Annotated in this window: 16 protein-coding genes; 7 read left to right on the forward strand and 9 right to left on the reverse strand. The window is 40.7% G+C overall.

Annotated elements, in window-relative coordinates:
- Window positions 1–55 precede the first annotated feature (55 nt).
- The 6 genes from AAC026_RS12575 to AAC026_RS12600 form a co-directional block, all read right to left on the reverse strand.
- Complete coding sequence (locus tag AAC026_RS12575; RefSeq protein ID WP_339698594.1) at window positions 56–922, reverse strand: hypothetical protein; 867 nt, start codon at window positions 920–922, stop codon at window positions 56–58.
- Between the two features lie 311 nt (window positions 923–1,233).
- Window positions 1,234–2,226: a Fic family protein gene (locus tag AAC026_RS12580; RefSeq protein ID WP_339698597.1), complete on the reverse strand. Its 993-nt coding sequence runs from the start codon at window positions 2,224–2,226 to the stop codon at window positions 1,234–1,236.
- Between the two features lie 377 nt (window positions 2,227–2,603).
- Complete coding sequence (locus tag AAC026_RS12585; protein ID WP_339698600.1) at window positions 2,604–3,284, reverse strand: LytTR family DNA-binding domain-containing protein; 681 nt, start codon at window positions 3,282–3,284, stop codon at window positions 2,604–2,606.
- The gene (locus tag AAC026_RS12590) at window positions 3,281–4,300 is read right to left on the reverse strand and encodes a sensor histidine kinase (protein ID WP_339698603.1); all 1,020 of its coding nucleotides are present in this window, start codon (window positions 4,298–4,300) and stop codon (window positions 3,281–3,283) included. Before AAC026_RS12590 ends, AAC026_RS12585 begins: the two co-directional genes overlap by 4 nt.
- Window positions 4,297–5,169 (reverse strand): hypothetical protein, encoded by an 873-nt coding sequence (locus AAC026_RS12595; protein ID WP_339698605.1) that lies wholly within the window; start codon window positions 5,167–5,169, stop codon window positions 4,297–4,299. Before AAC026_RS12595 ends, AAC026_RS12590 begins: the two co-directional genes overlap by 4 nt.
- Before the next feature lie 107 nt (window positions 5,170–5,276).
- Complete coding sequence (locus AAC026_RS12600; protein ID WP_339698608.1) at window positions 5,277–5,774, reverse strand: HAD-IIIA family hydrolase; 498 nt, start codon at window positions 5,772–5,774, stop codon at window positions 5,277–5,279.
- A gap of 167 nt (window positions 5,775–5,941) precedes the next feature.
- Between AAC026_RS12600 and AAC026_RS12605 the strand changes: the two genes are divergently transcribed.
- Entirely contained in the window at window positions 5,942–6,724 is a 783-nt protein-coding gene (locus AAC026_RS12605; RefSeq protein ID WP_339698610.1) for a polyprenol monophosphomannose synthase, read from the forward strand.
- Between the two features lie 17 nt (window positions 6,725–6,741).
- On the opposite strand, the gene AAC026_RS12610 is transcribed toward AAC026_RS12605, so the two are convergent.
- Window positions 6,742–7,962 carry an ABC transporter permease gene (locus tag AAC026_RS12610; RefSeq protein WP_339698612.1) on the reverse strand — a complete coding sequence of 407 codons (1,221 nt, stop codon included), beginning with the start codon at window positions 7,960–7,962 and terminating at the stop codon, window positions 6,742–6,744.
- Between the two features lie 51 nt (window positions 7,963–8,013).
- On the opposite strand from AAC026_RS12610, the gene AAC026_RS12615 reads away from it, so the two are divergent.
- The 5 genes from AAC026_RS12615 to AAC026_RS12635 all read left to right on the forward strand — a co-directional run bounded on the left by AAC026_RS12615 (window position 8,014) and on the right by AAC026_RS12635 (window position 12,315).
- The gene (locus AAC026_RS12615; RefSeq protein WP_339698615.1) at window positions 8,014–9,180 is read left to right on the forward strand and encodes a DUF1343 domain-containing protein; all 1,167 of its coding nucleotides are present in this window, start codon (window positions 8,014–8,016) and stop codon (window positions 9,178–9,180) included.
- On the forward strand, window positions 9,177–9,992 hold the full coding sequence (locus tag AAC026_RS12620; protein WP_339698617.1) for a hypothetical protein: 816 nt from the start codon (window positions 9,177–9,179) through the stop codon (window positions 9,990–9,992). Before AAC026_RS12615 ends, AAC026_RS12620 begins: the two co-directional genes overlap by 4 nt.
- The gene (fmt, locus tag AAC026_RS12625) at window positions 9,989–10,906 is read left to right on the forward strand and encodes a methionyl-tRNA formyltransferase (RefSeq protein WP_339698620.1); all 918 of its coding nucleotides are present in this window, start codon (window positions 9,989–9,991) and stop codon (window positions 10,904–10,906) included. Before AAC026_RS12620 ends, fmt begins: the two co-directional genes overlap by 4 nt.
- Window positions 10,903–11,406: a dihydrofolate reductase gene (locus AAC026_RS12630; RefSeq protein ID WP_339698623.1), complete on the forward strand. Its 504-nt coding sequence runs from the start codon at window positions 10,903–10,905 to the stop codon at window positions 11,404–11,406. Before fmt ends, AAC026_RS12630 begins: the two co-directional genes overlap by 4 nt.
- Window positions 11,407–11,526: 120 nt before the next feature.
- A complete protein-coding gene (locus AAC026_RS12635; protein WP_339698625.1) occupies window positions 11,527–12,315 on the forward strand; it encodes an SDR family oxidoreductase in 789 nt (262 codons plus the stop codon).
- Between the two features lie 56 nt (window positions 12,316–12,371).
- Here the strand turns inward: AAC026_RS12635 and AAC026_RS12640 are convergent, their stop codons facing one another.
- Window positions 12,372–12,716: a YciI family protein gene (locus AAC026_RS12640; RefSeq protein ID WP_339698627.1), complete on the reverse strand. Its 345-nt coding sequence runs from the start codon at window positions 12,714–12,716 to the stop codon at window positions 12,372–12,374.
- A 93-nt stretch (window positions 12,717–12,809) separates the two neighbouring features.
- Window positions 12,810–14,282, reverse strand: coding sequence for a PLP-dependent aminotransferase family protein (locus AAC026_RS12645; RefSeq protein ID WP_339698629.1), 1,473 nt, complete (start codon window positions 14,280–14,282; stop codon window positions 12,810–12,812).
- Window positions 14,283–14,364: 82 nt separating this feature from the next.
- On the opposite strand from AAC026_RS12645, the gene AAC026_RS12650 reads away from it, so the two are divergent.
- Window positions 14,365–15,036 (forward strand): pyridoxamine 5'-phosphate oxidase family protein, encoded by a 672-nt coding sequence (locus tag AAC026_RS12650; protein ID WP_339698632.1) that lies wholly within the window; start codon window positions 14,365–14,367, stop codon window positions 15,034–15,036.
- Window positions 15,037–15,053 lie beyond the last annotated feature (17 nt).

The following is a 15,053-nucleotide window of genomic DNA, read 5'->3' on the forward strand; positions in this document are numbered from 1 at the left end:
ACAGAGTCCCTTTTTAATAAGTCGTCACAGGTTCGGAGAACCTGCGACAGATAAGTCAATTAAGGGAATTGATCCAGTTTAATATCTCATACTCACTAACATCACTTGCTAAATACTTTATCTTAGATAATCGCCCCTTCTTGTACTTAAGCGTTGCGATATGTTCATTCAACTCATTGTAGTACGGCCAACTTCCTATTAAGGTATAATGATGGAAAGTGTCTTCGAAGTTATCATTTGAAGAAATAACATATTTACCTTTTGTTAGCACTCGGTTTTTGTCTTGATAAAAGGTTATGAAACCTTCGTTTTCATTGTTGACTGGATGTTTGTCAGTGAAGACTTTGAATCCTTTCTCATTATAAGTTGTGGTGTAATCCATAACCCTATTTGATAGGGAGTCTTTTATTATTTTAGTTTCTGAAGACAAATAATTGTCTTGGTATAATCTGGATAGATTCCACTGACTTGAATCTTTTGTATTAGGAGGGTAAGTTAATTCCCAAAGTGGTAGGTCACTCTGAATTTGATATAGAACGGATTTTAAAATGAAACCTTCATTGTAAAGTATTTCCCTGCCTTTATAGACTTCAACTTTTGTAAATGTATGAGTTGAAATTGATGAATCATCTATCGCTAGACATAGGCTTTTGTACCATTCAATCCAAAGGCCATCCTTTACTCCATTTTTTGAGAATTCAGCTTGCCTGAGAGTGTCAGTTCCACAATCATGTTTGCGTATTTGATAATATTTCCCAGATAGGAGGTCATCTTTGAATACCCAAATGTCTGAGGAGAAGTTGTCGAATTTCATTTCCTGTTTCATGTACAAAGTATCATTTCCTTCAAAGGTAATTACCTGAGAATTTGCGATTGTACTTATAAAAAAGCACAGTAGAATGATAGACAAGAATTTGTACATGATTTTAATCTAAAGTAGCGAAAGTAATTATGGAATCGAAAAAGAGACTTCTACGTGCTCAACAGACAACCATCCAACTGTCGCAGGTTCTCCGAACCTGTGACTTACTATGGACTTTAGGACTCTGTCCGTATAATACCGTAACCCTTTGCTCAGAAACCGTTACTCTGCCGTACAGAACAGACGGATTACCGCGTCATAAACCTTTGCTCTTGCAAGGTTTATTTCTGTGCCAACGCTGAAGCTAAGAGGTAAGCGTTCGTAATGACGGTTGAGGGACTGTGTGCTTTTAACCTAGACCTGACAGGTGTTTATAGAATAGAGTAATTAGTCCCAGCACCAGCGCTATGCTTCTCTACCAAATTGGCTTTTACCATTTGGGCTAAGAGTCTTTTAACTGTTGGGTTAGGGATATCCAGTCTTTCGGCAATTTCGCCTGACTTACAACCGGGATGCTCTCCAATAAAGGTAAGTATGGCCTTTTCTTTTGGAGCAAGCTCCGCCATTACCCCTTGCCTTTCCAGTTTATTGAGCAACTGAGTTTGTATTTTGATTAAAGCTTGAAAGAAAAAGTGTAACCAAGCTGTTGCGTCTTCCCCTGGCCTTTGTGCCTGACAAGAGCGTAGCGTTTGATAGTACTTGTTCTTTTGGTGTTCTATTTCATGCTCTAGACTTATATACTGCACCCATTGGTAGCCACTTTTCATTAAGGCCAATGTAGAAAGCAATCTGCTCAATCGGCCATTACCATCCTGAAAGGGGTGGATACTGACAAAATCATAAGCCAGCAAAGCACATTTTACCAGTGGATGAGTTTCTTTATCCTTTTTGAACCATGTGATTAGCTCGGTCATAGCCTCCTCGGTAGGAATACCAGGCTCCGTTGTTCTGAAAATCACCTGCTTGGTGCCATCAGGTAAATTGGCTTCTACCGCATTGCTGAGTTGTTTGTAATCACCTCGGTGCCAAACATCTTTTTCACTGTACTTCAGAAGGGTCTTGTGGAGGTTTTTGATGCTGTTTTCAGTAATGGGTATATCACTATAAGCCTCGCTAATGAGGTCTAATACTTCAAAATAACCAGCTACTTCTTGTGAGTCTCGATCTGAAAGTTTAGAGATGTCGATGTTTTTTAATAGTACATCTACTTCTTCGTCCGTCATTCTAGACCCTTCAATCCTTGTAGATGCACCAACACTACGAATAGTAGCAATGGACTTTAGTTCTTTTAGGCTTTGGCCTTCCTTCTTTTCAATGGATGACCAAGAGGCATCGAATCGGTCTATCTGACTAACTAATGCCATTAACTGCCAATCTAGACTGATTTGAAAGGTGTATACCTGAGTTTTCACCTTTCAAAGGTAAGCTATTTATTTTAAAAATGATACGATTTGATACGATTTGATACGATAATGATACGATCCAGTATTCAAGGATGTGATACGATTTGATACGAAAATAGACGGTTATGATACGATTTTCTGCTCAAGCTTATAGATCAACTGTCGCAGGTTCTCCGAACCTGTGACTTACTATGACTTCTAGGACTCTGTCCGCATAATACCGTAAACTTTTGCTCAGAAACCGTTATTCTGCCGTACAAAACAGACGGATTACCGCGTCATAAACCTTTGCTGTCGCAAGGTTTATTTCTCGTAATGACGGTTACGGGGGCTGTAATTCAACTTTCCAGCTTCTTTAATACTTCTTCGCGGTAAGATTGGCCAATGGGAATTTTGTGTTGCGGAAGCTGAATCTGATTTCCTTCTAAGTATTCAATTTTACTTTTGGCAATGATATAGGACTTATGGGTGCGCATAAATGCAGAAGAAGGTAATTCTTCCATAAGCTTTTTTAAGGTAGTAGTGACAATGAGCACCTTGTCCTGCAAATGGGCTTTTACATAATCACCGAGGGCTTCAAAAAAGAGAATTTCTGAGAAGTCAACCTTGTAGACTTTTCGGTCGGCTTTGAGTAAGATGTACTTTTCGTCCGTGTCAGTTTGGTAGATGCTTTTCTCCTTTACCTTATTCACCGCTTTTACAAAGCGCTCGAAAGAGAAGGGTTTTAGTAAATAATCGGTGGCGTCAAGTTCAAAGCCTTCTACGGCAAACTCAGGATAGGCCGTGGTAAATACCACCATCGGTTTTTGGTTCAGCGACTTGTAAAAGTTGATGCCTGATAACTTGGGCATGTTAACATCCAGGAAAATTAGATCAACGCTTGATTTGCCGAGGGAATTCATGGCCTCAAAAGCATCTTTGCAGATGGCCGTAATTTCCAAATCAGGATGATCTGTGCAATAGGTTTTCAGTACATCGCGTGAAAGCGGCTCATCGTCTACTATCAGGCATTTAATCATAGCTTAATTGTTAAATGGACAGAGAAATTGTCTTGCTCGTCTTCTACTTTAAACTCGTGTTTTTTCGGGTAAATCAAGGCCAAGCGAGAAGATACGTTTTGCAAACCAATTCCGCCATATTGTCCCGCTTCCATGTCATCAATTTCACCTTTGTTGTTCACAATGCTAAAATCAATTTGATCATTGCTGCACTTTAAATGCATGTGTACAAAAGCCGATTCTGAAACACCTTTAACGCCATGTTTAAAACTGTTTTCAATCAGCGGAAAAAATAAAAGTGGAGCAATCATGATCCCTGCAAGGTCACCTTCTATTTGAAAGTTCACTTCGGTGCTGGCATCGGAGCGTAGACGCTGCAAATCAAGGTAGCCCTGAATAATTTCTACTTCTTTTTCTAGGCTCACGCGTTTGTCGCCCACCTCGTAAATCATGTAGCGCAATAGGTTAGAGAGTTCTAAAACCGAAGCCGCAGTTTTATCGCTTTTCACCAAAGCCATGGCGTAAATGCTATTCAGGCTATTGAAGAGAAAATGAGGATTGATCTGCATTTTCAATGACTTCAATTCCAGCTCTACCTTTTCTTTTTCTACCTGCTGCAAAGTATACCATGATTTGGATAATTTGAGCAAAGTGGTGAGCACAAGGTAAATGATAAAAATATTGACCAAAACCTGCCATTCGGTAAAGGAAACCATATAGAATTCCGTTGGCAGAACAGGCAAAAGAATTTCAAAGGTGAATTCGTGAACTAGGTAAGCCAAAGCAATGTCTACCGCTACGAAAAGCATATAAAGTAGATATTTGCCCTTTTGAAGAAACCTTGGAATTAGCAGGCGCAAATTCACATAGACCAAGAAGACCAATGGAATGTGAAATAGGATAGCGTAGAAATAATCGATGAAAGCAAAAAGCGCAATGGCAATGGAGAAATAACTCCCAATCGCGTAAATGGACAGCATCCAAAACACTGAATGCTGTAACCATTTTAAGCGTATGAGTTTGTTGAGGAACTTCATTGCGCTACACGTGTGTAAGTTTCGGGATCATCGAAAACGCTTTCGTCCTCTGAGTATTTGTCCAAAAATTTCTGAAGCTCTTTAGGCTGGGCCGTGATTAAAATGGTGCCGTCTACATTTTCGTGTCGTAAACGAATTAAGTTGCTTTTAAAGAGCTTATTGAGCTTGTCTAAATCGAATTGAGTAAGCTTGAGCTGATCTCCGTTCAGGTCCATTTTCATAAAGGTATGCACTGGGAACCATACTCTCGACTCAAAAGCAGCATCACTATAATCGCTATCCGTGGCGGCCAAGTCCATAAAAATATCGTCTCCAATTTTTACCAAATGCAGCTCATATTTAATGGGTTCGCCATCATCAACCACTGTCATTAAATAAGATTTCTCACCAATGGTATAGCTTTTTGGTTTGTTTGGTTTACCCAAATCGTTAAGCCTATTTCCAAATTCACTTAGGTTTTCACCGAACTTCCTGAAGTTATTTTTCATTTCCTTACTTGAGATGAGAGAGTCGAATTGCTTTTCGTAATAGGCTTGAATTTTTGCTTGATCTCTGACTGTATCACCTTCGATAATGGCATAATCACCTTCATCAATGGTTACCGAAAAAGTGGGTTTGCTGATTTTAACTCCACTTTCTTTAGGAGTTTTGGTGTCAGACTCTGTAACAGTAACGGTTCCTTCCACCGAAACCCCATCAGAAATTAGAATGTAATCTTCTTCATCGCTGCCGCTTTGCCATTTGCCTACGATTTCAGGCAAATACACCAGTGTGTCATCCGTGTAAATTGGGAATAATGAATAAACGCAGGAGCTTAAAAAGAAGCACAGCAGTAGGAGCGTGGCGAATACTTTGGTTTTCTTTCTCATGTGTTAGATATTTTGAGTTTTTGATTGATTCAAAAGTGATATTTGAACCTAACCCGGCCAAAAAATATCGGTGAACGCCTTATTTCTCTGGATGAAACCTGAAAAATTTAGCCCTCACCAAGAATGGCATCCACTACTTCGGTAAAAGTATGGGCCACCACTTCGGCCAACTCACTTTTTTCCACCATGGCCATCAACTGAATTCTTCTGATGCCCAATTTCTTTGCGGGGATCAAGTCACGCTCTTTGTCACCCACCATCCAGGATTGAGCAGGATCGACATTGAATTTGGCCATTCCTTTTTCCAGCATAAGCGAGTCTGGCTTGCGCATTAAAGATTTACTCACACTATCTACCAAAGGCGCATAATAAAATTGATCAATTAAATTTCCACAAGCTTCTTGAAGTAAATCATGGCAGTCGTCCACCAATTTATCGTCATAGTATTTTCTGGCAATTCCACTTTGGTTGGTGACTACAACTAATTTATAACCAGCTTCTTTCAGTCTTTTCAAACCATTTGGAACGTCTTCAGGAATTATAAATTCTTCAATTTTTAGAATGTGTCGGCCTAACTCTTTATTTAACACACCATCCCTATCCATGAAAACACATTTGTTCATTTTATTCACTTCTTTTCTTTTGTGATTAACATTTAATTAACTTCCCCGTTCTAAACTTTACGGGGCTCAACTCCCAGACCGATAAAACTAATGAATTTAACTGCTTTGAAGGAATTATTCTTTCAGAGTAGATTTTTTTGAACCATGTAATGAAAGATAGCCTAGTCATTATTCCAACTTATAATGAAAAAGAGAATGTCGCGGAAATTGTTCGTGCTGTTCTTTCTCAACCTTCTGGATTTGAATTGCTTATTGTGGATGATAATTCGCCAGATGGCACGGCAGAAATCGTAAAAAGCTTAATGTTGGAATATCCTGATCGCTTACATTTAGAAGAGCGGGCAGGGAAATTAGGTTTGGGTACCGCATATATTCATGGTTTTCGTTGGGCTTTGGCTCGTCATTATGAATTCATTTTTGAAATGGATGCCGATTTTTCACATCCTCCAGAAGATTTAAACAACTTATATCACGCTTGTAAAACCGATGGAAACGATGTGGCCATTGGATCGCGCTACGTAACAGGAGTAAATGTTGTGAACTGGCCCATGAGCCGTGTAATGCTTTCGTTTTTCGCCAGCTACTACGTGCGCATGGTGACGGGAATGCCTTTTAGAGATACCACTGCTGGTTTTAAATGCTACAGACGTACGGTACTCGAAACCATAGATTTAGACAAAGTACGCTTTATGGGCTATGCCTTCCAAATCGAAATGAAATTCTTGGCTTGGAAATTCGGCTTCAATATTACCGAAGTGCCAATTATTTTCACCGACCGCACCAAAGGTAAATCTAAAATGAGTGGCGGAATTGTGAAAGAAGCGGTGTTAGGCGTAATGCAAATCAAAGTAGGAAGTCTTTTCAAAACTTATAGAAGAGAAACCGAAGCGGATTTGGAACAGTCGTTCAATTACGCAGAAAAGGAAGCCTAAACTCTTAAGAATTCAGCTTAATCAAACCTAATGGCCGTTACTGGTTTTATTCTGGCGATAATGGCCGTAGGAATAATCAGCACAAATGATACTAAGATCAATGTCAGTAAATTGAGGCCGATGGTCACCGACCAATCCCAATCAATGGGCACATATTCCATATAATAATTGGCGGCATCTAGGGGAATGATGTGAAAGAAATCTTGAAGGAAAGCAAAACCAATGGCTATAGCATTTCCCACCAACAAACCTTTAAGCACTAATCTAAAACCATTGTAGGAAAATATTCTTCTGATCAAGCTATTCGAAGCGCCCAATGCCTTGAAAGTGCCAATCATTTGGGTACGCTCCATAATGAGGATAAACAATACCGAAACCATGTTAAATGAGGCGACCAATAGAATTAGCCAGATGAAGATGCTCACGTTTTTGCTGAGCAGATTGAGCCAGTCAAAAATCTGAACGAACTTATCGTCAACTCTTTCTGTGTAATGCTCTACACTTAATTTGCCAATAATGGAATCATCTGCAGCCGCAATATCATCTATGTTTTTGAGGTAAACTTCATAGCCTCCCACCTCATCACTCTTCCAGCCATTTAAGCTCCGTATCACATTAATATTACCAATCATCATTTGGTCGTCAAAAGTATCGAGTCCAGTGCTATAAATCCCTTTTACGGTTACCCTACGGGTTTTGGGAGGATCCATAATAAAGTAATTGATCACCTTGTCGCCAATTTTCAATCCCAAGTTTTTGGCCATTTTAGAACTGATCATCACATCTGAATCTGTAGAAATACTGTCATTAAAACTAATGAATTCGCCTTCTACCATGTACTTGTCAAATAGGGCTTTATTGAAGTTTGACGTCACTCCTTTAAAGATAAGGCCATGCACTTCACCATCTTTCGAAATTAAACCCGGTTTGTGCGCGTATTCTTGGATGTGCTCCACATAAGGATCTTCCAGCAATGTCGCCATGCGCTCTGCATCAATCACAATCGGTTCTTCCTCATACGAATTGTTAAGGGAGAACTTTTTGATTTGAATGTGGCCAGAAAAGCTAAAAATCTTGTCTTTGATATTCTCTTGAAAACCACCAAGCACAAAAAAAGCAATCATCATAATGGCCAAACCCAGCGCAACACTGGCAATTGCAATTTTGTGAATAACAGCCGAGAAGCTGTTATCGCCCGGATCGCTGATTCTTTTTGCTATGAAATAAGGGAGGTTCAAGAATATGGTTAATTTTGATGCTACCGTTAAATTTCAAAGATAACGAACCGAATGAATAGACTGCTATCTGCCCTTTTTATTTTAATGACATGTTTTGGCTGTCAATCGCAAACCGAGCAAAAGGAAGCCCTTCAAGTAGGAGCCGAAAGAATGCAGGAATATCTCCCATTGCTAGAAGGAAAACGAGTGGCTTTGGTGGTCAATCAAACTTCTATGGTAGGGCAAACGCATTTGGTAGATACGCTGCACAGCTTGGGCGTTGACATTAAAAAAGTGATGGCACCGGAGCACGGTTTTAGGGGCGAAGCGCCAGATGGTGAAAAAGTCAACGATTCGAAAGACGAAAAAACAGGCATTCCAATCGTTTCGATTTATGGCAGCAATAAAAAGCCCACCCCAGAAATGTTGGAAGATGTGGACGTGCTCATTTTTGATATTCAAGATGTAGGGGTGCGCTTTTATACCTTCATCAGTACCATGCACTACATTATGGAGGCTGCTGCTGAAAACAACAAGCAGGTTTTTGTGTTCGATAGACCAAATCCGAACGGCATGTACATTGACGGCCCTGTAAAAGAGGATAGCGTCAATGGTTTTATTGCCATGCATCCAATTCCGGTTGTTCATGGCCTTACCGTGGGCGAACTGGCGCAAATGATTAATGGAGAAAGATGGTTAGAAAATGGGGTAAAAGCTGATTTGACCGTCATTAAAATGAAAGGCTGGGATCACAATGCTACTTATTTATTGCCTGTAAAACCTTCACCCAATTTACCAACCGATAATGCTATTGCGCTTTATCCTTCTCTCGGTTTTTTTGAAGGCACGGTAGTAAGCGTAGGCCGAGGAACCGATTTTCCTTTCGAAGTGATTGGCCACCCTGATTTTAGTTTGGGTTCTTATACTTTCACTCCGCAACCCAATGAAGGCTCTAAATATCCGCCACTAGAAGGCAAAGAATGCTTTGGTCAAAGCTTTTCTGGAGTAGATCAACCGCATGAGTTGACGCTGCGCTACTTGATTACTTATTACAAAGCCTTAAAGGACAAAACCGAATTCTTCAAAGATTACCTTACCCTTTTGGCCGGAACAGCCGAACTGCGAAAGCAGATCGAGGCCGGCCTGACCGAGGAAGAGATTAAGGCGACTTGGCAAGAAGATTTGAAGGCTTACAAAGCGAAGAGGAAACAATATTTGTTGTATAGGGATTTTGAATGAACGAGCAGAGGCTTATTGATAGAGCTATTAAGCGAGGACAATTAGTGATTAACTTACCTGGTATAATCATTCTAATCTTAACCTTCTGTGTCTTCTTGTATTTCCAAAGAAGATTTGTGTATCCAGATTATTTCTCTCTGTTAGGCCTGCTTTCTGGTTTTATATTAAGTTGGCTTTACTGGAGTTTATCTGTAGCAAGATGGAAGGTTTGGGCGTATTCCAATGTAAATGACCTTGAGCTACTTAAAAATGAAGCTGTAAAGGCTAACATAATATGGCCTGAAGGTAATTTCTTTAACCGTACTATTATTTATAGTAGAAGTCAAAGGAATCAGCTGATTGAACTAGAAAACAAGAACTACAGAATACCGTTTCTCAAAATTGATCAAACAGACTTACCAAAGACAACAGTTCTTAAATATCCTATTGTAAATACTGTTTTCAACCTTATTTTGCCTGTTTTCATGGTTTCGGTAGGGGTGTATCTGATTCTGTCAGACAGAAATATAATTGGGGGAATAATTGTTTTATTTAGTTTACTGAGGCTAGTAAAGGCTCTAAAAAATCTGGTTAATAAAAATGAAATAATTATTACTCTGCATGAAAAGGGGATTACCATCGGTAAGGATAGGTTTGGTTGGAACGAAATTATTGAAATTGAAGCTACATTTGGAGTAGCGGGCAGGGAAGATCAAGTGTTGAAAATAAAGACCTTAAACAATGTTTTTAACCTTAGTATAGGAGATTATAACCTCCCAGCTGATGAAATAAATGAGCGAATTTACATTTATAGAAATATGGGTCGAATATGACAGACTTAAAAATTATATATATGGGCACGCCCGAGTTTGCGGTGCCTAGCTTACAGATTTTGGTAGAGAATGGCGTCAATGTGGTGGCCGTGGTGACAGCGCCTGACCGTCCGAAAGGCAGGGGGCAAAAATTAACCACTACGCCTGTGAAGGACTATGCTGTTTCGCAGGAGATTCCTGTGTTACAACCTACCAATTTAAAGTCGCCAGAGTTTTTAGAAGAGCTGAAAAGCTACAATGCCAACCTGCAAATTGTGGTGGCTTTTAGGATGCTGCCAGTAGCCGTTTGGGACATGCCCGAAATTGGTACTTTCAACCTACATGGTTCTTTGTTGCCACAATACCGGGGTGCTGCGCCTATCAACTGGGCAATTATCAATGGTGAAAAGGAAACAGGCGTAACCACCTTCTTCCTGAAACATGAGATTGATACGGGGAATGTTATTTTCCAAGAAAAAGAACCCATTGGCGAAGAAGATAATGTAGGCGATGTATATGAAAGATTAATGCAGCGTGGTGCCAAATTGGTGCTCAAAACGGTTCGTGCCATTGAAGCAGGTGATTATCCGCAACTGCCACAAGACGAGTCGGTGGAGATTAAGCATGCGCCTAAAATCTTTAAAGAAACCTGCGAGATCGACTGGAAGAAACCGACCGAAGAAGTCTATAATTTCATTCGAGGTTTATCGCCTTATCCTGCGGCTTGGACATGCATTAACGATAAAAATTTCAAAATCTTCGCCACAAAAAAAATGGACTCAGGCAAAAAAACTGAGCCAGGAGAGTACAAAACAGACAACAAAACTTTCCTTCATATCCAAACTGGAACGGGCGCTTTGGCCATTACCGAATTGCAAATGGAAGGAAAGAAACGAATGGATATTGAATCGTTTTTAAGAGGAACACAATTATGATCAGGACCATTGTAGTAGCGATTTCAGAAAACTATGCCATTGGCAAAGACAACGATTTGCTTTGGCGACTGCCAGATGATTTCAAATTCTTCAAGACGGTGACCTCAGGGAATCATATTTTGATGGGACGTAAGACTTACGAATCCCTTGGCAAGCCGCTGCCCAACCGTACTTCGGTGGTGATCACCCGCAATAAAGATTTTGAAATGCCTGAAGGCCATGTGGTAACGCATAGTTTAGAAGAGGCTTTGGCCTATTGCGAAAAACAAGGATTGAGTGAAACCATGATTATTGGTGGCGGGAAAATTTATACCGAAGCCATCGAGAAGGGGTTGGTCGATAGAATGCTGATTACTGAGGTAGAAGCGGTAATCGAAGGGGCAGATACTTTCTTCCCTAAATTCAATAAAAGTGAATGGAAGGAAGAACGAAGAGAGCATCATGAAGCCGATGAAAAGCACAAATATGCTTTCGACTTTGTAACTTATGTTCGGAAGTAATACGTTTCGGTTGGCTAACCCTCCAAGAGTTAATAGTCAACTGCTTCGTTAAAGTACAATTTACAGCCAATATCGGATTGGAACTCTTGGAGGGTTGTGTGCTGATAGAAGAACTAAAATATGTCTTTAACCAATAAAACTATTTGGATCACAGGCGCTTCTTCAGGAATTGGAGAAGCTTTGGCTATGCAGCTTTCTGCGGAAGGGGCTCAACTGATTCTTTCTGCCCGTAGACAGACCGAATTGGAAAGGGTGAAGTCCAATTGCTCTAATCAAGACAACATCAAAATCCTCACCCTTGATTTAGCCGAAGCCGATAGCTTAGTCACGAAGACCAACGAAGCCATTGCTCTTTTTGGAGAGGTAGATATTTTGATCAATAATGGCGGTATCAGTCAGCGGTCTTTGGTGAAGGATACTAAACTTGAGGTAGATCGGAATTTGATGGAAGTCAACTACTTCGGGAATATTGCTTTGGCTAAAAATCTGCTTCCGCATATGCTCAAAAAGGGGAGTGGCCATTTCGTGGTAGTGACAAGTCTGACTGGTATTTTCGGAACACCTTATCGCTCTGGTTATGCCGCCACAAAACATGCGCTTCACGGCTTTTACGATAGCCTTCGTGCCGAACTGGAAGATGACGGAATCAAAGTAACGATAGCCGCACCGGGTTTCGTAAAAACCAATGTGTCGGTAAATGCGCTGGTTGGTGATGGCTCAAAAGCCAACGTAATGGACGAGGCCCAAGCCAAAGGAATTTCTGCTGAAGATTGTGCTAAAGCCATCATTAAGGCCATCAAAAAAGAAAAGCGTGAAATTTACATTGGCAAAGAATCTTATGGCGCTTATGTCAAGCGGTTCTTCCCTGGCTTATTTGCCAGAATGATTAAAAAGGCGAAAGTGAGGTAGCCTTCAATTAAAAAAGAAGTCGCTCTGATTGTTCAAAAGCGACTTCTCTTAAAATCTTACATATCAGCAATTTCTCTTACTTCGATATTGCCATCTTCAGCATTTAAGATGGGGCAACCTTTCGACAGTTCAATTGCTTGGTTCATATCAGTAGCATTTACCATCAAATAACCACCAACAATTTCAGCACCCTCGGCAAAAGGGCCGTCAGTAATCAACTGTCCTCCTTTTGATACTTGCATGCCTTCTGCTTTCAATGGTAACCCATCAATCAATTGACCTTTTTCGGCCAAGCCTTGCATCCATTCGCCCCATTTGGCCATTTCAGCTTGCACTTCTTCTGGAGACATTTCGGCCATTCTTGCATCTCCACCTCTAAACAGGTATAAAAACTTTTTCATCGTGTTAAAAAATTATGGTTTAAAATCGAGTTCTCTTTTTGAGATTCACCCTATTGACGAAAGCCATGTTGAGCAAGGGACAATTTCGTAAAATTAATTTTCACTTTCTTTTTTCATGGCGGATTCCAGTATGAGAATCGCCTTGGTTTGTTCTTGAAAATTTAAAGAAGCAAAGCCCAAACGGATTCCGTTATGGCCTGAATTACTGCTGTCGTAGTTTTTCCAGTCTGGAATTACCAATTCATTTTCCAGACAAGTTTTAGCAATCGTTCCCCAGTTCAAATCTTTCCGAAGCTTAACCCAAAAGGCCATTCCGCCTTCGGGAACCTGAAAACTGATGAACTCTGAAAGATGGTCGTTTAAAAGTTGATGGAAATGATCTCTACGTTCGTGATAGAGTTTGAGTGCTTTTCTACTGTGTCGCTGAAGATCGCCTTGCTCAATCATTTGCCCAATTGCTTTTTCTAATATGGTGTCACCTTGGCGATCAATCGTTCGTCTTAAATGTGCGGCTGCCGCTATAAAATCACTTGGACCTACCATATAACCCACGCGAATGGCAGGTGCAATAATTTTGCAAATCGCGCCCATGTAAATCACATGATTTCCACCATCGGCACTGGCCAAAGGCAAAAGCGGAGCGCGTTGGTAATGGAAGTCGTAATCATAGTCATCTTCCAAAATGGCAAAGCCATATTGATGTGCTAGCTCGTTTAAGTGCAACCTCCTTTCGGGGCTAAGTGTAACCGTAGTGGGGTGGTGATGGTGGGAAGTAACATACACCGATTTGATTTTATGTTTTTTACACAAAGCCTGAATGTCATTGGTGTTCAATCCGTTTTCATCCACACGCACGCGAAGCAGCGAAGCGCCAGCATCTGTTAAAGTAAGGCTGGCAGCAATGTAATTTGTTTCCCCCACAATGCTAAAGCCTCCTTTTTGATGGATCAGTTGAGCAGCCAAATACATTCCCATTTGGCTTCCTCTTGTGATCAAGATATTCTCTTTTGAGCAGGCAATCCCTCGGGTTTCTTGCAGATAGTTGGCTAAAATTTCCCGAAGAGAATCATCTCCGAAAAATGAGCCATAACTCAAATACTTGGCGTTATAACTGCGCGAAATAATACTGCGGTAATGGCGCAAAATCTCAACGATGGGCGCAATCCGAACATCTGGAATTCCTTCATCAATGGTAAGCATTGAAGGCAATTGTGCATAAGGTCTGTGAAGGTGTTTTCTGACTTCGAAAGAAAAACCAGCCGCTGATTCTGGTCCCTTCTCAACTCCTTTTCCTCTTGGATTTACTTCTGGTAGTTTGTCGCTCACAAAAGTGCCTTTGGCGGGAATGGTGGTAATCCAGCCTTGCCCCATCAATTCGTCATAGGCCGCAATCACTGTTTTTCGGTGCAGGCCAATCTGCAAGGAAAGACTTCGAGTACCGGGTAGTTTGGCGCCACTTTGGATGACTCCCGATTTGATCATTTTAATAATGGCGTTGTGCAGCTGAAGATAGATGGGAGTTTCAGCGCTTCGATCTATGTGGATTAAATTCTTAAACGAAACCATAGTGGACTACTCAGTTGTGTTAAAGTGGGTTGCTTTAATAGTCCGATCAATTTAGATATTCGTAGCATATAACAACAATATTATGTCTGAATTTTCTAAATCTACTTACAACAAAGTGATCCGAGGAAGCAAGAGAGCACATTATGATAAGGCTTTGGTGTATGAAATTCTCGATTCCCATTTTCTTTGTCATGTGCCCTATGTGCATGAAAACGCTGCCATTGTAATTCCAACAGCCTATGGTCGAAAAGGAGACCGACTGTTTATTCATGGTTCCATGAAGAACAGAATGATGCTTTCGCTTTTGGAACAAGAGAAAGTGAGCCTGTCAGTCACTCATTTGGATGGGCTCGTGCTGGCCCGTTCGGTATTTCATCATTCGGTAAATTATAGATCGGTGGTGGTTTTTGGTTCGCCTATATTGATTGAAGATGCTGCCGAGAAAATGGAGGCATTAGAAATCATCACTGAAAATATTATCGCTGGCCGCTGGGCAGAAGCTCGCGAGCCCAATGAAAAGGAATTGAACAGTACCCTGGTCATAGGCATTGACATCACAGAAGCTTCTGCTAAAGTGCGTGATGAAGGAGCCGTTGATGAAGCTTTTGATCATGATTTAGAGGTTTGGGCAGGGGTGTTGGAAATTGAAACCCATCCTGGCAGAGTAGTAAAGAATGAAGACTGCAAAGCAGGTTTAGCTACCCCAGCTTCGGTACTAAATTTCAAGTTTCAGAATAGAGGGGTGAAGCGTTAAATTTCCTCTCTCATCAG

This window comes from uncultured Roseivirga sp. (genome assembly GCF_963973945.1).
In the GTDB taxonomy this organism is placed as follows: domain Bacteria; phylum Bacteroidota; class Bacteroidia; order Cytophagales; family Cyclobacteriaceae; genus Roseivirga.